We start from the raw sequence: 22,604 nt of genomic DNA, 5'->3' as shown, positions 1-22,604 counted from the left end.
ACTAAGAAATAGGTAGTGTTATTGTGGCAATGACTTCATTTTCAACTTCTCTTAGTGAAAAAGTGGCGCTTTCGCCATAAATCAATTGTAATCTTCTTTGAATATTTTTGAGACCTAATTGGGTTGTACCTTTTTGTTGCGAAAGTTGCCCTGTATTATTGACTTGAATATGTAAATCTGTATTTTCTTTTTTAATTTTCAACAGTAAAATACCGCCGTGTTTTAGTTGTGAAATTCCGTGTTTTATGGCATTTTCAATCAACATTTGAATGATCATAGGCGGGATAGGCAATTTTAAAGTCTCCTTTTCTATTTCTGAAATAAATTGCAATCGATCTTCCAGTTGAATTTTTGAAATGGCGATAAAGTTTTCGACCATTTCAATTTCTTCCTCAAGTGCAATAGTATTGATTTCACTTTTTGTTAAAGAATACCGTAACATCTCGGACAATCTGGTAATCATTTCCCTTGATTTCATAGGATTTTCCAGAATCAAACCGCGAATATTGTTTAAACTGTTAAACATAAAATGCGGATTAATTTGCCCTTTTAAAGCATTGATTTGTGACTCTTTGAGCGTAGACTCTAACTCTAATCGATTCATTTTGTTGTTTTTTAAGAGCAGGATAGCCTTAACAACAGAATATGAAATTATCCACAAAAAAAACAAAATAGAAAACAAAATGATGAATACAATATTTGCCAATAAACTTTGGCTGGGGTGATTTAAAACTTCTGGCCTTTTATACACATACGTAAGCATCAAATAGTTATACCCCATTATGAATGAATAATAGATAGCGATTGAGATCACAAACACTACAATTATTTTAAAAAGATCTCTTTTCGTAAAACTTTCAAAATCAATATATTTATTAAAAAAGAACCGTACTGAATACGTTACAAAAAGGATAGCGATTGTATAAGATACATAGTCCAAAATCAGTTGCCATTTTTCATATCCTAAAACATTTCTTTTAGGGTCTAACATTGGAGGTATAAATATAAAACCCAGTAGAATAGTCCAAATCAAAATTTGAATAACCCAAAAAGTATTTTTTCTATTTGAGATTTTTTCCATCATCTTAGTTTTCATTATCTAATATAAAATTAAACTGATTAGCAAATCTGCAATTTGTATTACCAAAGTCAAAATAATTTTTATCATTTTTTTTAATTTAAAATTAGAATAAATATTTAAAAACTTTGGCGAAGTACAACTACTCCGCCAAAAGTAAAGTTTTTAAAATTAATTTTTATTTTTTTAGGTACTGTGCAAAAAAGCCCATCATTGATTTATACAATTCTATTCTATTTGCTTCTCTACCAAAACCATGACCTTCATCGTATTTCACCATATAAGGAACATAGAATTTTTTTGCTCTAAGTGCCGCTACAATTTGATCTGCTTCTTTGATGGTTACTCTTACATCATTTGCCCCTTGAACTACAAACAATGGTTTTTTAATTTTATCAACATGGTAAATTGGTGAAACGGAACGAGCAATTTCGGCTTCAGTTGGAATATCCAAATCGTACCATGATTCTTTAAACGATTTCAAATACGGCTTCCAGTGTGCAGGAAAAGAGGCAATAATAGTTTCAATGTTAGACACCCCTACATAATCTATCCCACAAGTATACAAATCAGGAGTTTTTACTAGTCCCATAAGCGTTGCATATCCTCCATGACTAGCTCCGTAAATAGCCATCCTATCCTTATCTACCCAGCCTTGTTTGATTACATATTGTACTCCATCTTCTATATCGTCCATCACTTTACGGCCAATTTGTTTAAAACCTGCTCTCATAAATTCTTTACCAAATCCTCCCGAAATCCTAAAATTAACGTGCAACGTAGCGTACCCTCTACTAGCAAACAATTGGTCTTCGGCTATATAATTCCAAGAATCTCTAACTCCTTGAGGTCCACCATGAGGAACGACTATCAATGGAACTTTTTTGCCACTTGAGACCTCTTTTGGTAAGGTAATATATCCATGAATCGTTAATCCATCTCTACTTTTAAAAGTAATAGGCTGCATACTCGCCATATCCTCTTCTTTTAATTGGGGTACTAAATCGAAAAGGAATTTTATTTTATCTTCGGCAACATCATACTGGTAATATTTTCCTTGTATTTTATCACTAGTTACCAATATCAAATACTTGTCCTCGGCCTCCGTATTGCCCATCACATAAATCTGTTGGTCCCCAAATTCTTTTCTGAATTTTTTATAATACTTTTTAAAAGTCGAGCTTACAGGCATTACTTCTACTTTTTCTCCATTGAAACCCACATAGTCAATTTCGTAGTTTCGTTTTTTTGACAAACTCAAGATAGTAGCATCATAGGTGTCATTAGAATATATTTCTTTCAAAATTTTCTTTTCTTTGAAGTCATATAAAACAACTCTAATCTTATCCGAATCCAAGTTGGTTAATAGGTACGCATCATCTGGATTTTGCGTCGCGTAGTTAAAAGACAAGACATTAAAAGTTCCGTCCCAATCGGTTTTATTAAAAAAATCAAATGTTTTAGAGCCGCTGCTTTTATAGAAATAATGATTTTCGACACCATTTACAATTCTACGAAATCCTTTTAAGTTCCCGTTTTCATCAAAATCATATCCTACAATTGCAATACTTACATCATCGTTTGTATAGAGTTTTTCCAGCTGTCCCGTTTTCACATTGACTTTAAATGGTTCACTAACTTGCGGATTATCTTTATTCATCGTGATGATTAAATAATCTTTTTGCTTCTCAACCGTTTTTAAAATGGCTGCTTTTATACCATCATAAGGTGTCAAATTAATGGTATTAGAGCCATCTAAATCAGTGGCGAAAATTTGGTAGTTCTCGTTACCTCCTTTGTCCATTGTATATACCAAGCGCTCGTTGTTAATCCAGAAATACTCTCTTATTAATTCTTCTTTTTCTTTTATAGCTAAAAGAATTTCTCCTGTATTTGTATTTTTAACATACACATGCTTTTTTCCAGATGCATCTTTTTCTTTGTAAGAAAGAAACTTACCATCAGGCGAGAGTTGAAAATTTGATGCTTTAGATTTTTTAAAGAAATCCTCTGCACTATATTTATAAGTTCCTTTTTCAAAAGCGGCTAATTTCTCCAGATCTTCTTTTGACGATGGGAGAGATACATCACCAGGTTTCTTAATTTCTGCTGGAGCCGTTTGTGCATTGGCACCTGATATTCCCATTATTGCTAGCGCAAGTACTATGATATTTTTTTTCATAATTTAAATTGATTTGATTGATTTGATTGACTTGATTTGATTGATTTGATTGATTAATGATCTAATTGTTTATGCCAATTTCAATTTAGGAGATTAACATTTTAATTAGATAATACAGGGCAAAGCCTACTAAAAGCCCTATTACTGCACTTACTACAACTTTACCTTTCTTTAAAATTTCTGTTCTCATTTTGTTTGTTTAAAATTGTTATTATTTGTTTTGTTGAGACAAATATAGAACAGCTTCCACTTTGATTTTGGCGAAAAATGACGAACGGTTGTATCGAAATGACGAACGGTTATCGTACTATCAAATTCTATATCAACTACCTTTATGTCACTAAAAAGAACAATATGATTCACTTTAAACCAATAGATAAACAAGATGTAAATACAATCAGTGCTATGATGGTCGATTTTTACGCCATTGATGGTTATCCTATTGCTATTGAAAAGACAAAAGAATTACTAGATCAATTTATTGAGAATCCTGCATTGGGTTTGGCATGGCTTATCTATTTTAAAGATACCATTGTCGGCTACATCGTTCTAACCTTCGTGTTTAGTTTTGAATACCAGGGTAAAATTGCTTTTTTAGATGAATTATTCGTCACTGAAACAGCTCGAGGCAAAGGCATTGGCAGCAAAGCCGTAGATTTTGTAAAAGCCGAAAGCCAAAAAATATCGTTAAAACTAATCTATCTTGAGTTAGAACCACACAATTCAAAAGCGCAAAATTTGTATCTTGCACACGGTTTCGAAATGCATAATCGAAAATTAATGCGCGTTAAAATCGATTGAAATTGCTAATAAGATAATCAAACACGGACTTTTTAAAACTTTTACTAAGCCGATTCGTTTAGTAGAAACCTATTCAAAGTAAGTATTGGTTTTAAAAATGAAACGACTCACATCAACTATCAAAATGAAAACCAAAATATGTGGAATTTGCTCAATTGCGGCCAGTACAATGTTTCGGGTTCAAATCACAGCTGGAAAAAATTGGATTTTTGTTTGCCAATCTTGTTGTGTAAAATCAAAATCATTGCCTCAGTATAAATACGGAGGTACTTGGAAAGGCAAACGACACTAAAACATTTTCTACTCCATTATATTTGAAATAAATCATCCACCAGTATCACAATTTTCTCAAACTAAATCATATACTAATGAAATTTTTAAAATTATTCTTATTACTATTTGTCATTCAAGCACAAGCACAACAAGGCGGCATGTGGATTCCCTCTCTACTGAAAGGAATGAATGAAACCGAAATGAAGAATCTGGGCATGAAAATGTCAATTAAAGACATCTATGACGTTAATCAGTCTAGCATGAAAGACGCAGTGCCGCATTTTAACGGTGGATGTACTTCCGAAGTGATTTCGCCAAAAGGTTTATTACTTACCAATCACCATTGTGGTTATTCTCAAATTCAATCGCATTCTTCAGTTGAGAAAGATTATTTAGCCGATGGTTTTTGGGCCTATAAAATTGAAGATGAATTACCAAACGAAAATTTGACTGTGACTTTTATGGTAAAAATTGAAGACGTAACTACGCAAATACTTGAAGGTACAGCGTCAATACCAAACGAGGCTGACAAACAGAAAAAAATTCAAGAAAACATCACCAAATTGAGTGCCTCTTTCCCGAAAGAATCTTGGCAAGAAAACAAAATTCGTACCTTTTATGAGGGCAATCAATACCTTCTTTTTGTAACAGAAACTTTTTCTGATGTGCGTTTGGTTGGTGCTCCACCTACATCAATAGGTAAATTTGGATCCGATACAGACAATTGGGTTTGGCCACGTCATACAGGGGATTTTTCATTATTCCGTATTTATGCTGACAAAAACAACCGTCCAGCAAAATATTCAAAAGACAATGTGCCTTATACTCCAAAACACTTCTTACCTATTTCGCTAGACGGTGTTGCCGAAGATGATTTCACGCTTGTTTTTGGTTATCCAGGAAAAACCAACGAATACCTTCCCTCAGTAGCCATCGAACAAATTGTAAACGAACTCAATCCTGCAAAAATTGAAATTCGTGATAAGGCCTTAAAAGTAGCCGACGGATTCATGCGAAAAGACAATGCTATTAAAATTCAATATGCTTCTAAATATGCTAGTATTGCTAATTATTGGAAAAAATGGATTGGAGAAACTCAAGGACTTCAAAAATCTAATGCCGTAGCCGTAAAAAGAGAGGCCGAAAAAGCGTTTCAGCAAAAAATTACTAAAGCTGGTAAAGAAAAAGAATACGGCACACTCTTAGCTGATTTTGAAAAGAACTACGCAGTAATTGCTCCATATGCCTTAGCAAGAGATTATTTTTCAGAAACCGTACAACGCAATACCGAATTATTAAGTACTGCTTACCGATTGTATCAATTAGAACAAGTGTACAAATCCAAAGGAGAGCAAGCCTTTACAGATCGAAAAAACAATTTAGTTAGCGGCTTAGCTGATTTCTATAAAAACTTCAATGCTGCCGTTGACGAGAAAGTTTTTGAACAATTAATTGCATTGTACACTACAAAATCGCCAAAACAATTTTTACCGAAAAGTTTAGAAAATATTGACGCTAAAAATCTAGCTACAACACTATACACCAATTCAAGATTAACAAGCTACAACAGTTTGAAAGAAGTATTAACTGGGGACGCAGCAACCGTTTTAGCGAATTTAAATAAAGATCCTGGATATCTATTAGTAAAAGAACTTGCAGATAGCTACAACATACTAATAGCTCCTAAATATGACGAAATCAACCAAACGATAACGGCATTGCAACGTACGTACATGAAGGCACAATTAGAACTTAATACTGATAGTAGAATTTTCCCAGATGCAAACAGCACCTTGCGCGTTACGTACGGAAAAGTAAAAGGATACGAACCCAAAGATGCCACACTTTACACTGCAATAACCTACTTAGATGGTGTGATGGAAAAATACATTCCTGGTGACTACGAGTTTGATGTTCCCAAAAAACTAGTTGATTTGTATCAAAAGAAAGAGTATGGTGAGTATGCTGAAAATGGAAAAATGCCTGTATGTTTTATAGGCACCAATCATACCACTGGAGGGAACTCAGGAAGTCCTGCGATTGACGCTAATGGAAACTTAATAGGCCTAAATTTTGACAGGGTGTGGGAAGGTACAATGAGTGACATCTATTACGATCCAAGTATTTGCAGAAATATCATGGTAGACATACGCTACGTACTTTTTATTATGGATAAATACGCTGGTGCAAAAAATTTAATAAGTGAACTAAAACTAGTTCACCCAAAGAAAAGCAAACAACTGAAAAAGAAAACCTTAAAGTAAAATCAAGACCTCAACAACAATATTAAGCATTTATTAGTTTTTTGACTTTGTTGGCACAATCCTTGAATATGTTTTCGAGGTTGACAAAAAATATTATTTTTTAAAAAAAAAATAAAAAAATATTTTACATATTAAAAAATTTATATCTTTGCCACGAATTAATAATTAACCTTTTATATTAAATTAAGATGAAAAAAGTATTTTTAAGTTTAGCTGCTGTTGCTGTTTTGACTGTTGTATCATGTAAAAAAGCTGACGCTCCTGCTGAGGACGCTGCTGCTACTGTTGATTCTGCTGCTGCTGTAGTTGATTCTGCTGCTGCTGTAGTTGATTCTGCTGCTGTTGTTGTTGATTCTGCTGCTGCTGTTGCTACTGAAGCTGCTGCTACTGCTACTGAAGCTGCAAAAAAATAATTAGAACCCAGTTCTAAAAATTTTAAAGCCATCCGCTCTGCGAGATGGCTTTTTTATTGGGTATAATTTACGATTATCTCAGTAGAAAAAGATTAATAAAAAAGTGAGTTGTAAAAATTTAATTTTTACTACTCACTTTTTTACGTATAATGATACTAAAAAAACCTTTTAATCAGAAAAAATAAAATCGTTACCAGAGAAATCCAATACCTCTGAATTTACTCCATATCGCACGATTTCGTCGATTCCTTTCTGCAAACGCAACGAAGTAGTATATTTTCTACTTGTTGCAAAATGATTGCCATCTAGCATCAATTTAAAATAGAATTTCCCACTAGAGGATTTAAATTTCAAAAAGTCAGCCAAACCAATAGTAGCTTTAAATTTTTCAATGTCTTCCTCGCACTCAAATTTGAGTTCATAACTTAAACTTGTAAAAACAACTTTTCCCTTTCTGGAAGTAAAAACAAATTTATATTCGTCGTTATATCGTTTACTAATTACAAAAGCCCCCATTAAATTTTAGATTTTAAATTTTAGATTTTAAATTGTGGATTTTAGATTTTAGATTTTAGATTCTAAACAGGGAGCTTAGACTTGACTTCCGCAAAATCTCATTGTTCTCAATTACAAATTTCTTTAAATAAAAAAAGCTCCAAACATAGTTTGAAGCTTTTTAGTACTCAGAGCGGCTCCGAAGCTTCGGAGTTGAACCCTCCCTAGAACATCATAATTTACTTTGAATATCTAACAAGATATTCGAATCAACTATTATTTTCTTTAAAAAAACTCTAGATTTCATTCTTTTCAAAAAATTCTCTAATCCATATGCTTTCTGACTGGACTCACACTCAAAACTTAAATTCAACTCCCAGGGAATTCCCTTCACAGTAAATGATTCATTATAAAATCCAGAATTGTGTTCACACAACCTTTTTGAGACATCATCCGTAGTTCCTACGTAATATCTGTCTAATTTTTTAGAATAAATTATATAAATGAAATACATTTAAATTATTTAATAAAAAAAGCTCCAAACATAGTTTGAAGCTTTTTAGTACTCAGAGCGGCTCCGAAGCTTCGGAGTTGAACCCTCCCTAGAACATCATAATTTACTTTGAATATCTAACAAGATATTTGAATCAACTATTATTTTCTCTAAAAAAATCTAGATTTCATTCTTTTCAAAAAATTCTCTAATCCATATGCTTTCTAACTGGACTCACACTCAAAACTTAAATTCAACTCCCAGGGAATTCCCTTCACAGTAAATGATTCATTATAAAATCCAGAATTGTGTTCACACAACCTTTTTGAGACATCATCCGTAGTTCCTACGTAATATCTGTCTAATTTTTTAGAATAAATTATATAAATGAAATACATTTAAATTATTTAATAAAAAAAGCTCCAAACATAGTTTGAAGCTTTTTAGTACTCAGAGCGGGACTTGAACCCGCACGAACATTGCTGTTCACTGGATTTTAAGTCCAGCGTGTCTACCAATTTCACCATCCGAGCATTATGTGGTGTCGAGCGAAAAACGGGGCTCGAACCCGCGACCTCGACCTTGGCAAGGTCGCGCTCTACCAACTGAGCTATTTTCGCATTTTCAATTCTTAGAAAGAACCGCGATACTTGTTCTGTATTGCGGATGCAAATTTAAGACATTTATTGAATTAAACAAGCCTTTTTTATAAAAAAATTACCAATAAAAGATAACGTTCTGATACCGTAATCTTTAAAACAAAATAAATTATTTTCTAGTCAACATTCTTTTAATCTCATTCAATTTCATTAGGGCTTCCATAGGGGTAATCGTATTTATATCCAAATTTATAATCTCTTCTTTGATTTCCTCTAATAATGGATCATCCAGATTAAAGAAACTCATTTGCATATCGTCTTGTGCCGCTTTAATTCCGTTCAGCGCATCGCTGGAATGATTTTTTTCTAATTTCTTCAAAAGCTTTTGCGCTTTCAAAATTACAATCTGAGGCATTCCTGCCATTTTTGCTACGTGTATTCCAAAACTATGCGCGCTTCCTCCTTTTACCAATTTTCGAACAAAAAGCACGGTATCTTTTAATTCTTTGACAGCCACATTATAATTCTGAATTCTAGGCAATGATTCGCTCATTTCATTCAGCTCATGGTAATGCGTTGCAAACAAGGTTTTGGGTTGTGAAGGATGCTCGTGTAAAAATTCTGCAATTGCCCAAGCTATGGAAATTCCGTCATAAGTACTAGTTCCTCTTCCAATCTCATCTAAAAGTACTAAACTCCTATCTGAAATATTATTCAAGATAGAGGCAGTTTCATTCATTTCGACCATAAAAGTAGATTCTCCCATCGAAATATTATCACTTGCTCCTACTCTCGTGAATATCTTATCGACAATTCCCATTCTCACGGTTTCTGCAGGGACAAAACTTCCCATTTGTGCCAAGAGTACAATCAGCGCGGTTTGACGCAAAATAGCTGACTTTCCAGACATATTGGGACCCGTAATCATAATCAACTGCTGTGTTTCTCTATCCAAGAAAACATCGTTGGCAATATATGGCATGCCGACCGGTAATTGCTTTTCGATAACAGGATGCCTTCCGTTTTTAATTTCCAATTCGAATGTTTCGTCCAGTTCAGGACAAACATATTTATTTTCGATAGCCAATTGCGTAAATGAACACAAACAATCCAGTTGCGCTACCAAATTAGCGTTCATTTGAACGGGCTTGATATACGTAGCAATCCAAGCAACTAATTGCTCGAATAATTCTACTTCTATTTTATGAATTTTTTCTTCGGCACCTAGTATTTTGGTCTCATATTCTTTTAATTCCTCTGTAATATAGCGTTCTGCATTGACCAAAGTTTGTTTTCGAATCCATTCCGTAGGAACTTTATCCTTGTGCATGTTTCGCACTTCAATGTAGTATCCAAAAACATTATTAAAGGAGATTTTCAACGAAGAAATTCCTGTCGCTTGTGATTCTCGTTTTTCAATTCCTTCTAAGAATTCTTTACCAGAAGTTGATATGGCGCGTAAATCATCCAACTCAGCACTAATTCCTTTGGCGATGGCATTTCCTTTGGCGATAGCCACAGGGGCATCTTGATTTAAAACGGTTTTGATTTTTTCGCGCAACAATTCGCAACTATGTAAACTGTCCCCAATTACTTTTACGGCTTCTTGCGGACTTTCTAACGCCAAAGTTTTTATTGGAATAATGGCATCCAACGATTCTTTTAGGTAAACCACTTCGCGCGGCGATACTTTGCCGGCAGCAATTTTTGAAATCAAACGTTCTAAATCTGAAATTTGCTTGATTTGATTTTGGATGTTTTTTAAAACAGGCTGATTATTTTTTAAATACGAAACCACTTCATGCCTACTTTTTATTTTAGCACTGTCTTTCAATGGAAGTGCCAACCATCTTTTTAGCAAACGGCCACCCATTGGCGAAAGCGTTTTATCAATAACATCCAACAGTGTTACCGCGTTTGGATTATAACTGTGGTATAATTCCAGATTGCGAATCGTAAAACGATCCATCCAAACATAAGCATCTTCGGCAATACGCTGAATCGCTGTTATATGTTGTACTTTATTATGTTGTGTTTCGGATAAATAATACAAAATGGCTCCCGAAGCAATCATTCCTTCTTTCAATTCTTCGATTCCAAAACCTTTCAAAGAAATTGTCTGAAAGTGCTTCGTTAAGGTTTCAAATGCGTAATCTTCTTTGTAAATCCAATCTTCCAGATAAAAACTATGGTAATCTTCACCAAAAATTTCCCGGAAATCATTCTTATTATTTTTTGGAATCAGAACTTCACTTGGATTAAAATTCTGTAACAGTTTGTCAATGTATTCTGCATTGCCTTGCGCCGTTAAAAATTCACCTGTGGAAACATCTAAAAATGAAATCCCTATAGATTTATTGGCAAAGAAAATGGAAGCTAAAAAGTTATTTGTTTTTGATTGTAAAACCTCATCGTTCATAGAAACTCCCGGAGTCACCAGTTCAGTAACACCGCGTTTTACAATAGTTTTAGTCATTTTTGGATCTTCGAGTTGATCACAAATTGCTACACGAAGTCCTGCTTTGACTAATTTGGGTAAGTATGTATTTAAGGAATGGTGCGGAAAACCAGCCAACGCCGTTTCCGTTTCGGAGCCTGCTCCGCGCTTCGTTAAGACAATGCCTAATATTTTTGAAGCACGAACTGCGTCTTCTCCAAATGTTTCGTAAAAATCTCCTACACGAAATAAAAGACAAGCATCAGGATACTTTCTTTTAATTTCATTGTACTGTTTCATTAACGGAGTTTCCTTAACTACTTTATCTTTAGATGCCAATTGTATTAGTGTTTAAAAATGATAAAAATAACAGCGAATTTATCGATTTTAAAACAAATAAATACGGAGTTCAAAGAATTAAACTATTTTAAGAAAGTTTTAAGTCATAATTTCTATTTTTTATTTAGATTTGTACTTACTTTTAAATTGAAAATAGATATGAAAAAAATAATCACCCTAGCTATGCTAGTTGTTTTAGGAGTAGCAACTTCTACTGCACAAGAAACTTCAAAAAAATTGAAAGCAACTACTGCTAAAGTTGCCGCAAAAGTGAATGGCGCAGGAATGGTTTTCGTAACTGAAACTATCGACTACGGTACCGTAGCTCATAACTCTGATGGCAAACGCGAATTTGTTTTCACAAATAATGGAAACAAACCTTTAATTATTACAAATGCGCAAGGATCTTGTGGTTGCACGGTTCCTACTTACCCAAAAGAGCCAATTGCTCCAGGTGCAAAAGGAGTTATTGGAGTAAAATATGACACTTCAAGAGGTGGTCAACCGTTTAGCAAAACAGTTACATTAACAACTAACGCTGTTGTTCCTACTAAAACACTTACAATAAAAGGAAATGTTTTAGCTCCTGAATCTTTAAAAAGCTAAATCTTAATTGAATATACAAAAAAGCTTCCATTAACTTCGGAAGCTTTTTTTTTGAATAATTTATAACATATGAGAAAGCTAGAAAACAGCGAACTAGAACGAAAATCTATTGAAGACTTTAAACAAGCTCAAAAAACACCGCTGATTTTAGTGCTAGATGACGTCCGGAGTTTGCATAATATTGGCTCTGTTTTTAGAACTGCTGACGCTTTTCTAATTGAAAAAATATACTTATGTGGTATTACTGCCACTCCTCCAAATAAAGAAATTCACAAAACAGCTCTTGGCGCGACAGAAACTGTTGTATGGGAACATTATGAAAATGTTATTACCGTTATTGAAAAATTAAAGGCTGATGATGTCATGACACTTGCCATTGAGCAAGTAGAAAGTGCTGTTTTTCTTCAAAATTTTGAAATTCAAAAAGGAAAAAAATATGCTTTGGTTTTTGGAAACGAAGTTCATGGTGTTTCGCAAGAAGCAGTTGCCTTATGTGATGGTTGTATTGAAATTCCTCAATTAGGCACTAAGCATTCTTTGAACATAGCTGTGAGTGCAGGAATCGTGGTTTGGGATTTGTTTAAACAATTTAATAATTAGATTTTAGACTGCTTAGCGTATTGGAAGACAAAAAAAATGCAGTCATTCTCTAATTCTCACTACCATTATCTGATTTTTTTACTTAAAAATCCTAGGTTATAAAAACTGGAGCGTTCAATAAACTATTCTATTTTTTTTTGAATTGCATCTAAAATAAAAAGATAATCTTCTTGATTTTTTACAAAATCGCGATCCGAAACATCTATAATTAACACATTCAAATCAGTTTGAAATTTAATATAATCCAGATAACCGCTATTGATTTTATCTAAATATTCAGCTGGGATTTTTTGCTCGTAGCTTCTGCCGCGTTTTTTAATGTTTTGCAGCAAACGCTCTGAATTTTGATACAAATAAATATACAAATCCGGTTTTGGCATTTCTCTGTAAATGATATCAAAGAGATTTCGATACAAACGATATTCGTCTTCCGCCAAAGTTATTTTGGCAAAAATCAAAGATTTAAAAATATGATAATCCGCCACTAAAAAATCTTTAAACAAATCAAATTGCGCTAAATCATCTGATAATTGTTGGTATCTGTCCGCCAAAAATGACATTTCAAGTGGAAACGCGTATCGGTTTTGATCTTTATAAAATTTAGGTAAAAAAGGATTGTCCGCAAAACGTTCCAAAACTGTTTTTGCATTAAAATCCTCAGAAATTTTTGTCGCTAAAGTGGTTTTGCCAGCTCCGATATTCCCTTCGAAAGCAACATAATTGAATTGCTCTAAAGCAATATTTCGTAGAGGACTTCGTAAATCTTGAACAATCGTACAAACGCTTTTATCTGGAGAAAGCAAAATTAATTCAGCAATATTTTTTTGAAGAATGGGATGTTTCCAATCTAAATTTAAATCTTGAATGGGTAACAAAACAAAATTCCTGTTTTGCATTAATGGATGCGGAATCTCCAGTTTTTCGGTAGTAATAATTTCTGAATCGAAAGCTATCAAATCAATGTCAATGGTACGCGATTGGTATTCTTGTACTTTATTTCGCAAGCGACCCAATCGCTTTTCGATTTTTAAAACTTGACTTAACACTTTTTGTGCCGATGAGAAAGTATGCAAAACCAGCGCACAATTGTAAAAAGCATCACTTTCAAAACCCCAAGCAGGCGTTTCGAACAATCTAGAAACTTTTATTATAGCACCCACCTCCTGGTGAATCAATTCTAAGGAACGCTCGATATTTTCTAAACGATTGCCTAGATTACTGCCTATAGATAAAATGACCTGATGTTGTGATTTCATAATTGGGTACAAATTAACTAAAAGAATTTTAGATTTAGCAATATATTTGCATCAGAAATAGATAATTAAACTTGGTTCTTCCCTGTTTTAATTTGTAACATTTCGTTCGTTTTTACGACTTATTAAAAAAATATAATTATGAGATTTTTAGGAAATGTATTGGCAACCATTGTAGGTATTTTTGTTTTTTTCATGCTGTCCTTTTTTGGAATACTATTGATCGGAGCTATTTTTGGTGGTGAGTCTGAGGGTGTAGTGGTAAAAAACAATTCTGTAATTGAATTAAACTTAGAAGACATTCAAAATGATTACGCAGGGAAATTTACTGACCCATTTGTAACTATGTTTTCAGAAAACAAAAATGTAGGTTTAATTGATATTATAAATGCGATTGAAAATGCAAAAACAGATGATGACATCAAAGGAATTTCTATTTTAAACAATACATCCGCACTGGGAATGGCACAAAGTAAAGCCTTACGCGATGCTTTGGAAAGTTTTAAAAAATCAGGAAAATTCGTCATGGCGTATGCCAATTCGTATTCACAAAAAGAATATTATTTAAATTCTGTTGCTAGTCCTATTTACATCAATCCAGTTGGAGAGATGGATTTTAAGGGATTGTCTACTGAAATTATGTTCTTTAAAGATTTTCAAGAAAAATCAGGATTAAAAATGGAAGTCATTCGCCACGGAAAGTACAAAAGTGCTGTAGAGCCTTTTTTAGAAAATAAAATGAGCGATGCCAATAGAGAACAGACTACAGCATTGTTAAATTCTGTTTGGAATTCTATCACTGCTGATATTGCAAAAAGCAGAAATATATCTGTTGCTAAATTGAACGAAATTGCTAATGGACTCCTTGCTCGAACTCCTGAAATGGCAAAAGCTCAAAAATTAGTTGACATAGTTGCTTATGAAGATGTGTATCACAATGCTATCAGAAAAGCACTTAAAGTAAAAAATGACGAAGAATACAACAAAGTATCTGTTGTAGACTATGCTCAAAAAGTTGCTACTACTTCCCAATCATTTGACAGTACCGATGAAATTGCTATCATTTATGCCCAAGGAGAAATCATGGGCGGCGAAGGCGATGTTACTGTTATAGGTGAAGGTTCTATGCGTCGCTCGTTGCAAGAGGCTCGAAAAAATAAAAATGTTAAAGCTATTGTCCTCCGTATTGATAGTCCAGGTGGAAGCGCTTTGACATCTGATTTGATTTGGAGAGAAATAGAATTGACCAAAAAAACGAAACCAATTGTCGTTTCTATGGGCAACTACGCAGCCTCTGGTGGCTATTACATCGCTTGTAATGCCAATGCAATTTTTGCCGAGGCAAACACAATTACAGGATCAATAGGTGTTTTTGGAATATTACCAAATTTTACACCGCTAGCAACTAAAATTGGTATTAACACCGAGCAAGTAGAAACGCACCAGAATGCCGCTAACTATAGTCCGTTTGTTTCCATAGATGAAAATTTCAAAGCTGTTACCTTAGAAGGAGTAGAACATATTTACAAAACATTTGTAACCCATGTAGCTGAGGGTCGTAAAATGACTTTTGCGCAAGTAGACGCAATTGCGCAAGGTAGAGTTTGGACAGGTTCTGAGGCATTAAAAATAGGACTTGTAGACAAAATAGGTGGATTAGATGATGCGATTGTAAAAGCGGCCTCTTTAGCAAAAATAAAAAATTACAGTACTCAAAATTATCCAGAATATGAGAAAAATTTTAATGACCTTTTGGCTAATTTCCCATTTGCAAAATCGAAAGCTGATTTCATAAAAGAAGAAATTGGGGTGGAAAATTACCGTATTCTACAAGAAATAAAAAAATTACAAACTCGAAAAGGTGTTCAAGCCACCATGCCTTTTGAAATAAACATACATTAAAAAATAAGTACCCATTAAACATCCGTTGAAGCACTTGCTTGAACGGATTTTTTTTGCAAAATACAATAGTTCTGTATTCTCTTGAGTTAAGAGTATGAGGGTATCAGACCATAAACGGCTATTTTATGTCAAGAACACTCTTTTTTTACTACATTTATACATTAAAAGAAAAAAATTATGCTAAAGAAAATTTTTAAAATTATTGGAGTTTTTATTCTTCTTTTAATCATTACTTTATTTGCTGCGCCCTATATTTTTCAGGACCAGATCAAAGCAAAAATTGCCGAGGCCATCAATGCCAAAGTCGATGCAAAGGTTTCCTTTGCTGAGGCTGATTTAAGTTTGTTTAAAAATTTCCCAAATGCAAATGTAACTTTAGAAAAATTAGTGATTATAAACAAGGCTCCTTTTGAAGGTGACACATTGATTTCATTGGGCGAACTGAATTTAAAAATGTCAATTAAAGAGCTTTTTAAAGGCAAAGAAGAAGCGATTGAAATTGACGGAATCACATCCAAAAATGGATTAATCAACATCATCTTTAACAAAAACGGTGTTGGGAATTATGATATTGCTTTGAAGGATGAAAAAACTACAGCGGGTAGCAAAAGCAGTCCGTTATCATTGAAGATTCAAGAGTATGAAATCGAGAATTTCAAGTTTCGTTATTTTGACGAAAGTTCAAAAATAAAAATGGTAATCGATAGTTTAAACCATAAAGGAACAGGGAATTTTGCATCGCAAAAATTAGATTTAGTCACCAAGTCGACTGCAAAAGTTTCGCTAGACATGGACAAAGTCAATTATATGAAAAATGTAGCATTAACGCTAGATGCGGTTTTAGGAATTGATTTAAACACTAGTAAATACACGTTCAAAGAAAACAAAGCATTAATCAATCAATTGCCGTTAGAATTTGATGGTTTTATTCAAATGGTAGAAACGGGTCAGCAATATGATTTGAAATTTAAAACGCCTACTTCCTCTTTCAAAAATTTCTTAGGAATAATTCCTGCAGCGTATGCCTCGAGTTTAGACAATGTGAAAACAACCGGAGATTTTACTGTAATGGGTTTTGCAAAAGGCCTATATTCAGATACAACGGTTCCGAAATTTAATATTGAAATCGCATCCAATAACGCTTCTTTTAAATATCCTAACTTACCTAAAACCGTTGAAAATATTGTTATTGACACTAAAATCATCAATGAAACAGGGATCCTTAATGATACGTATGTCAATTTGGAAAAACTTTCTTTTCAGATTGATCAAGATGTTTTTAATGCCAAAGCCAACATTAGAAACATCACACAAAACGCTATTGTTGATGCCGCTTTAAAAGGCACAATCAATTTAGCGAATCTCTCAAAAGCGTATCCTATAAAGTTAGAAAAGCCCTTGTCTGGAATTTTAAAGGCCGATGTTACGACTAAATTCGACATGCAATCGGTTGAGAAAAGTCAGTACGAAAACATCAATAATGCGGGAACCATGAGTTTATCAGGCTTCCAGTATGCCGATGAAAATGGAAAAACAATGAACATTAGCACTGCTGTAGTGCAGTTTAATCCTAGTCAAGTCGACTTACAACAATTAAATGCCACTACTGGAAAAAGTGATATTAGCGTGACTGGAGTTTTAGAAAATTTTTATGGATTTATTTTTAGAAATCAGGAATTGAAAGGAAACTTCAGGATGAACTCCAAGCAATTAGCCGTTGATGATTTTATGACAACTGGAGAGGACAAAAAATCCGCAACAGCTGCTGCTAAAAAACCAGAAGCAATGAAAATCCCTGCTTTCTTAAATTGTACGCTAATAGCAAATGCCACTACCGTTTTGTACGACAATTTAACCCTGAAAGACGTCTCTGGAAAACTAATCGTGAAAGACGAAAAAGTAATCTTAGAAAATGTAAAAACATCTATTTTTGGGGGAACAATTGGGGTAAACGGAGCGGTTTCTACAAAAAGTAAAACACCCGTTTTTAATATGGATTTGAAACTGAATCAAGTCGATATTGCGCAATCGTTTACCCAACTGGACATGTTAAAAAAAATTGCACCAATTGCAGGAATTATAAACGGAAGGTTGAATTCAAACATTAAACTCAATGGAAATTTGGATGCCACTGAATTTACTCCAGACTTAAAAACACTTACGGGAGATTTACTAGGTCAGTTGCTTTCTACGACAGTAAATTCTAGTAATTCGACGTTATTGACGGCTTTAGGTTCTAACTTGAAATTTATAGATGTAAGCAAAATTAATTTGAATGATATCAAAGCGGCAATTACCTTCAAGGATGGAAAAGTAAATGTAAAACCATTTGACATTAAGTACAAAGACATTAAAGCAACAATTGGTGGAACGCATGGTTTTGACCAAAGCATGAATTACAATTTAAAATTTGATGTTCCAGCAAAATATCTAGGCTCGGAGGCCAATGCGTTAATTGCAAAACTTTCTGCTGCTGATGCTGCTAAACTAGAAAGCTTTCCCATAACTGCAACTCTATTGGGTAATTTTACCAATCCAAAAATAACAACTGATATTAATAGTGCGGTTACCAAATTGACAACTCAGTTGGTCAACCAACAAAAAGACCGATTGGTGAAGCAAGGAACATCAGCCTTGACGGATTATATCAATAAAAACAAGAAACCTGGTGACACAACAAAGACAGCTTCTCCCGTTGTTCCAGCAACGAAAGAAGAAGTGAAAGCAAAAGCAACGGATTTACTTAACGGTTTATTTAAAAAGAAAAAGAAAGCAGTAGATACTACAAAAGTAAATTAAGACCGCTTTATGAAGCAAAAAAGAGGAATTTCACCAAGTGAGATTTCTGCTTTTTTATTGAATTTTATACTTGAATCTAAACAACGAAACTATTTGCTTTTGAGATTTTACCATTAAGGAATTAAGAAAAATTAAGCTCTAAATCTTAATGAAACTTAATTCCTTAATGGTTAAAAAACCTGTGTTTCTTAAACATTAATTGTAACTACATACCCTTCGGAACCCCGAATGTTGAAAACACTTCCATCTTCAAAAAGTAAATATTGCCCTTTTATTCCGGTAAGTTTTCCTTGAAAATGTGGTGTTTTATCTAAACTTAAACTGTTTACTTTGGCGGGATATTCCAGAACAGGATAATGCATCTCATACAAATCATTTTTTTGCGAATAAAAGTATTCTTGAACTTCTGTTGGGATTAAGTTTTCTACTTTTAATCGCTCCGCTACTAAGTCAATGTGCTCCACATTATTTGTTAGCATTTTACGCCAATTCGTTTTATCGGCATAATGGTTTTTCAGCGCCACCTCGGTAATTCCTGCTAAGTAGCGATTGGGAACTTCTACAATAGAAATGGCTTGGTTCGCACCTTGATCAATCCATCGCGTTGGCACTTGTGTTTTACGGGTCACGCCCACTTTGACTTCGCTAGACAAAGCCAAATAGACAATATGCGGTTGCAATTGCACTTTTTCTTCGTATGCTAAATCCCGATCTTGAATACCAAGATGTGCCGTACTCAACTCTGGTTTCATAATCCAGTCGCCCACTGCAGGACTGGAATAAAAACAATCGTAACAAAATCCTTGACGGAATATTTTTTTCTTTTTGGAGCAATTCAAGCATTGAAAGCCTACAAAACTAATTTCTAGGCTCTTGTTCAATAATTGATTTACATTTAAAAAACTATTTTCGAAAACTAAATAATATTGAATTGGATTTCCAAATTCAGTTTGCATTTTTTTGAGTACACCTTCGTAAGTCATGCGCTTTAAAGTTTCGGGTTTTACACAAGTTGTTAAACAAATTTTGTTATTTTTGGTAAAGTTATCATTCGTAATTCATAATTCATAATTTAAAAATGCCACTAACCATAATCAATTCGTTTGCTTCATGGGTTCTCAAACAAAGAATTCATCAGATCGAACTTTTCTTGAAATATCCAAATGAGGTTCAGGAAGAATTGCTTTTGGATTTAATTCAGTCGTCTAAAAATACTGCTTTAGGCAAAGAATATGATTATGCATCTATACATTCCTATGCAACTTTTGCAGAAAGGATTCCTATTTCAACCTACGAAGAATTACAACCATTAATAGAGCGTACCCGCACCGGAGAGCAAAATGTTTTTTGGGAAACTCCCATAAAATGGTTTGCCAAATCTAGCGGTACGACCAATGCAAAAAGTAAATTTATCCCGGTAAGCAATGAAGCATTAGAGGATTGTCACTACAAAGGCAGCAAGGATTTATTGTGTTTGTATTTGAACAATAACGAGGAATCAGAATTGTTTCTTGGTAAAAGCTTGCGTCTTGGAGGAAGTTCCCAAATCTATGAAGACAATAATACGTTTTTTGGCGATTTATCCGCAATCTTGATTGAAAATATGCCTATTTGGGCAGAGTTTAGCAGTACGCCTAGCAATAAAATTTCTTTGATGAGCGAATGGGAAACCAAAATTGCAGCCATTATCAACGAAACTAAAAATGAAAATGTAACCAGTTTTGCCGGTGTACCCTCCTGGATGTTGGTCCTAATGAATAAAATGCTAGAAGAAACAGGAAAAGGGAATTTATTTGACCTTTGGCCCAATCTTGAAGTATACTTTCATGGTGGTGTGAATTTTGAGCCGTACCGTGAACAATACAAAAAAATACTGCCGAAAAAAGATTTTAAATACTACGAAATATACAACGCCTCTGAAGGTTTTTTTGCCATTCAGGATTTAAATTATTCCAGTGATTTATTATTGATGTTGGACTACGGAATTTTCTATGAGTTCATTCCGATGGATACTTTTGGGACACTGGATCAAAAAGTTATTCGATTGGCTGATGTGGAATTGTTTACCAACTATGCTTTGGTAATTACAACTAATTCTGGTTTGTGGCGCTATTTGATTGGTGATACCGTTCGTTTCACGTCATTAAATCCGTACCGCATTCGGGTAACGGGAAGAACCAAACATCACATCAATGTTTTTGGCGAAGAATTAATGGTCGAAAATACCGATCAGGCTATTGCCAAAGCGTGTAAACTAACACAAATGGAAGTGGTCGATTACACCGTGGCTCCTATATTTATGGAAGGCAAAGAAAAAGGTGCTCATGAATGGATGATTGAATTTAAAAATCCTCCTGCAGATGTATCACAATTCCAGAAAGCACTAGATGAATCTATACAATCTTTAAATTCAGATTACGAAGCCAAACGCTACAACAACATGACATTGAACCCGCTAATAATTAACGTAGCGCGAAAAAATTTATTTTACGATTGGTTAAAAGACCACGACAAGTTGGGTGGGCAACATAAAATTCCGAGATTATCCAACCAAAGAGATTATTTAGAGCAGTTGAAAAGCATGCAGTTGGAAACTGTATAAAATTGGAAAGTTGAAAAATACCTTTTATATCTTGATTACACTTTTTATAATAAGTTCTTGCGGACCGCACAGAATGCGTTGTGGCGCTAGAGGAATTTGTAAAGTTCCAGAAAAACAAACACAAGAAAAACCTGAAAAAATACTTACCGTTAAAGCATAAAAAAGGCTGTAAAAAATCACTTTTTTGAACAGCCTTATTTTTTATAATTTTTGCCGTATTTTACTCCTACTCCATCATATCAATATGTCTGTCGTGGTAGCCTAGTAAGTATAAAACACCATCCAGACCTAAACTAGAAATAGAACTTTCGGCTTTTTCCTTTACGGTTGGTTTGGCATGAAAAGCGATTCCTAGACCTGCTAGATTCAACATCGGTAAATCATTGGCGCCATCACCCACCGCAATGGTTTGATTGATATGAATGCCTTCCTTGTCTGCAATGGCTTGTAAATATTCGGCTTTCTTTTTACCATCAACAATTTCGCCCAAGTAGTTCCCTGTCAATTTCCCATCGATAATTTCAAGTTCATTAGCATGTACATAATCAATCCCCAATTCTTTTTGCAGGTATTTTCCAAAAAAAGTAAAACCTCCAGAGAGAATCGCTGTTTTATAGCCATAGTATTTCAAGGCTTTCATCAAGCGATGAGCGCCTTTGGTAATAGGTAAATTTTCAGCAACTGTTTGCAGTACCTCTTCGCTTAATCCTTCGAGTAAAGCCATGCGTTGTTTAAAGCTTTCGCTAAAATCGATTTCGCCATTCATCGCTGCTTCCGTAATAGCACGAACTTGCACACCCACACCTGCTAACTCCGCTAATTCATCAATAACCTCGGTTTGAATAAGAGTCGAATCCATATCAAAACACACCAGGCGTCTGTTTCTTCGGTACATATTGTCCTCCTGAAACGAAATATCCACATCTAAGGTTCTGGAAATTTCCATAAAACTAGCCGTCATAAAAGACTTATCTATGATGGTTCCCGTCACCGACAATTGGATGCAAGAGCGCGGGAATTCTTCTTTTTCGATAATAGAAACCCGACCTGTTAAACGCTTAATAGAATCTATATTCAAATTTTGATTGGATAAAATCTGAGTCACAGCGGCTAATTGCACTGCAGTCAATGTTTCTCCTAACACATTAATCGAATAGCGTTGTTTGCGTTGTCCTTTGACCCAAATCTCATAATCTGAAATAGAAACGGGACTAAACTTAACCTTTACGCCCAATTCATAGGCTTTGAACAATAAATCTTTCAAAACGGGACCTGAGGTTGATCCCGCTTTGATTTCGAACAAAATTCCTAGAGAAAGCGTGTCGTGAATATCTGCTTGACCAATATCTAAAATAATGGCGTCGTAATTTGCTAGAATAGATGATAATCCAGCCGTTACACCAGGTTTATCTTGTCCAGAAACTTTTAATAAAATAACCTCGTTTTCTTCTAGTTGCATGCTGTACTT

The 22,604-nt window shown here is 34.2% G+C and carries 19 protein-coding genes and 2 tRNA genes; 10 read left to right on the top strand and 11 right to left on the bottom strand.

What is annotated here, in order from left to right; all coding sequences use genetic code 11:
* Position 1: 1 nt before the first annotated feature.
* Both ACNQGO_RS01370 and ACNQGO_RS01365 read right to left on the bottom strand, forming a co-directional pair.
* Positions 2-1,081: a sensor histidine kinase gene (locus ACNQGO_RS01370; RefSeq protein WP_417983930.1), complete on the bottom strand. Its 1,080-nt coding sequence runs from the start codon at positions 1,079-1,081 to the stop codon at positions 2-4.
* A gap of 175 nt (positions 1,082-1,256) precedes the next feature.
* Positions 1,257-3,260, bottom strand: a complete 2,004-nt coding sequence (locus ACNQGO_RS01365; RefSeq protein ID WP_417983929.1) for a S9 family peptidase — start codon at positions 3,258-3,260, stop codon at positions 1,257-1,259.
* Between the two features lie 267 nt (positions 3,261-3,527).
* Here ACNQGO_RS01365 and ACNQGO_RS01360 point away from each other — a divergent pair, with 267 nt between their 5' ends.
* From ACNQGO_RS01360 to ACNQGO_RS01345, 4 genes are all read left to right on the top strand, one after another.
* Positions 3,528-4,061, top strand: a complete 534-nt coding sequence (locus tag ACNQGO_RS01360) for a GNAT family N-acetyltransferase (protein ID WP_417983928.1) — start codon at positions 3,528-3,530, stop codon at positions 4,059-4,061.
* A gap of 97 nt (positions 4,062-4,158) precedes the next feature.
* Positions 4,159-4,353, top strand: coding sequence for a hypothetical protein (locus ACNQGO_RS01355; protein WP_417971791.1), 195 nt, complete (start codon positions 4,159-4,161; stop codon positions 4,351-4,353).
* Positions 4,354-4,429: 76 nt separating this feature from the next.
* Positions 4,430-6,598, top strand: coding sequence for a S46 family peptidase (locus tag ACNQGO_RS01350; RefSeq protein ID WP_417971793.1), 2,169 nt, complete (start codon positions 4,430-4,432; stop codon positions 6,596-6,598).
* A gap of 188 nt (positions 6,599-6,786) precedes the next feature.
* Positions 6,787-7,011: a hypothetical protein gene (locus tag ACNQGO_RS01345; protein WP_309756354.1), complete on the top strand. Its 225-nt coding sequence runs from the start codon at positions 6,787-6,789 to the stop codon at positions 7,009-7,011.
* Between the two features lie 168 nt (positions 7,012-7,179).
* On the opposite strand, the gene ACNQGO_RS01340 is transcribed toward ACNQGO_RS01345, so the two are convergent.
* The 6 genes from ACNQGO_RS01340 to mutS form a co-directional block, all read right to left on the bottom strand.
* On the bottom strand, positions 7,180-7,527 hold the full coding sequence (locus ACNQGO_RS01340; protein WP_417943500.1) for a YegP family protein: 348 nt from the start codon (positions 7,525-7,527) through the stop codon (positions 7,180-7,182).
* A 211-nt stretch (positions 7,528-7,738) separates the two neighbouring features.
* Positions 7,739-8,020: a GIY-YIG nuclease family protein gene (locus tag ACNQGO_RS01335; RefSeq protein ID WP_417971795.1), complete on the bottom strand. Its 282-nt coding sequence runs from the start codon at positions 8,018-8,020 to the stop codon at positions 7,739-7,741.
* A 203-nt stretch (positions 8,021-8,223) separates the two neighbouring features.
* Positions 8,224-8,397: a GIY-YIG nuclease family protein gene (locus ACNQGO_RS01330; protein ID WP_417971797.1), complete on the bottom strand. Its 174-nt coding sequence runs from the start codon at positions 8,395-8,397 to the stop codon at positions 8,224-8,226.
* A gap of 49 nt (positions 8,398-8,446) precedes the next feature.
* A tRNA-Leu gene (locus ACNQGO_RS01325) sits at positions 8,447-8,532 on the bottom strand.
* A 14-nt stretch (positions 8,533-8,546) separates the two neighbouring features.
* Positions 8,547-8,619 (bottom strand) — tRNA-Gly (locus ACNQGO_RS01320).
* Positions 8,620-8,767: 148 nt separating this feature from the next.
* Positions 8,768-11,374 (bottom strand): DNA mismatch repair protein MutS, encoded by a 2,607-nt coding sequence (gene mutS, locus ACNQGO_RS01315; RefSeq protein ID WP_417983927.1) that lies wholly within the window; start codon positions 11,372-11,374, stop codon positions 8,768-8,770.
* 159 nt (positions 11,375-11,533) lie between these two features.
* Between mutS and ACNQGO_RS01310 the strand changes: the two genes are divergently transcribed.
* Together ACNQGO_RS01310 and ACNQGO_RS01305 are read left to right on the top strand one after the other, a co-directional pair.
* Positions 11,534-11,980, top strand: coding sequence for a DUF1573 domain-containing protein (locus ACNQGO_RS01310; protein ID WP_417983926.1), 447 nt, complete (start codon positions 11,534-11,536; stop codon positions 11,978-11,980).
* A gap of 69 nt (positions 11,981-12,049) precedes the next feature.
* Positions 12,050-12,580 carry an RNA methyltransferase gene (locus ACNQGO_RS01305; RefSeq protein ID WP_417983925.1) on the top strand — a complete coding sequence of 177 codons (531 nt, stop codon included), beginning with the start codon at positions 12,050-12,052 and terminating at the stop codon, positions 12,578-12,580.
* 122 nt (positions 12,581-12,702) lie between these two features.
* On the opposite strand, the gene folK is transcribed toward ACNQGO_RS01305, so the two are convergent.
* Positions 12,703-13,836: a 2-amino-4-hydroxy-6-hydroxymethyldihydropteridine diphosphokinase gene (gene folK / locus ACNQGO_RS01300; RefSeq protein WP_417983924.1), complete on the bottom strand. Its 1,134-nt coding sequence runs from the start codon at positions 13,834-13,836 to the stop codon at positions 12,703-12,705.
* A 138-nt stretch (positions 13,837-13,974) separates the two neighbouring features.
* Between folK and sppA the strand changes: the two genes are divergently transcribed.
* Both sppA and ACNQGO_RS01290 read left to right on the top strand, forming a co-directional pair.
* Entirely contained in the window at positions 13,975-15,735 is a 1,761-nt protein-coding gene (gene sppA, locus ACNQGO_RS01295) for a signal peptide peptidase SppA (RefSeq protein ID WP_417983923.1), read from the top strand.
* Positions 15,736-15,912: 177 nt separating this feature from the next.
* On the top strand, positions 15,913-18,534 hold the full coding sequence (locus ACNQGO_RS01290; RefSeq protein WP_417983922.1) for an AsmA-like C-terminal region-containing protein: 2,622 nt from the start codon (positions 15,913-15,915) through the stop codon (positions 18,532-18,534).
* Between the two features lie 188 nt (positions 18,535-18,722).
* Here ACNQGO_RS01290 and ACNQGO_RS01285 read toward each other — a convergent pair whose 3' ends face one another.
* Positions 18,723-19,517, bottom strand: a complete 795-nt coding sequence (locus ACNQGO_RS01285) for a DUF2797 domain-containing protein (RefSeq protein ID WP_417983921.1) — start codon at positions 19,515-19,517, stop codon at positions 18,723-18,725.
* 95 nt (positions 19,518-19,612) lie between these two features.
* On the opposite strand from ACNQGO_RS01285, the gene ACNQGO_RS01280 reads away from it, so the two are divergent.
* The gene (locus ACNQGO_RS01280; RefSeq protein WP_417983920.1) at positions 19,613-21,136 is read left to right on the top strand and encodes a GH3 auxin-responsive promoter family protein; all 1,524 of its coding nucleotides are present in this window, start codon (positions 19,613-19,615) and stop codon (positions 21,134-21,136) included.
* 10 nt (positions 21,137-21,146) lie between these two features.
* On the top strand, positions 21,147-21,296 hold the full coding sequence (locus ACNQGO_RS01275; RefSeq protein WP_417943491.1) for a hypothetical protein: 150 nt from the start codon (positions 21,147-21,149) through the stop codon (positions 21,294-21,296).
* A gap of 66 nt (positions 21,297-21,362) precedes the next feature.
* Here the strand turns inward: ACNQGO_RS01275 and serB are convergent, their stop codons facing one another.
* Positions 21,363-22,595, bottom strand: coding sequence for a phosphoserine phosphatase SerB (serB, locus tag ACNQGO_RS01270; RefSeq protein ID WP_417977450.1), 1,233 nt, complete (start codon positions 22,593-22,595; stop codon positions 21,363-21,365).
* Between the last annotated feature and the right edge of the window lie 9 nt (positions 22,596-22,604).

This window comes from Flavobacterium frigidum (assembly GCF_048286735.1).
Lineage (GTDB): Bacteria > Bacteroidota > Bacteroidia > Flavobacteriales > Flavobacteriaceae > Flavobacterium.
This window is presented reverse-complemented; position numbering and strand designations above follow the sequence as displayed.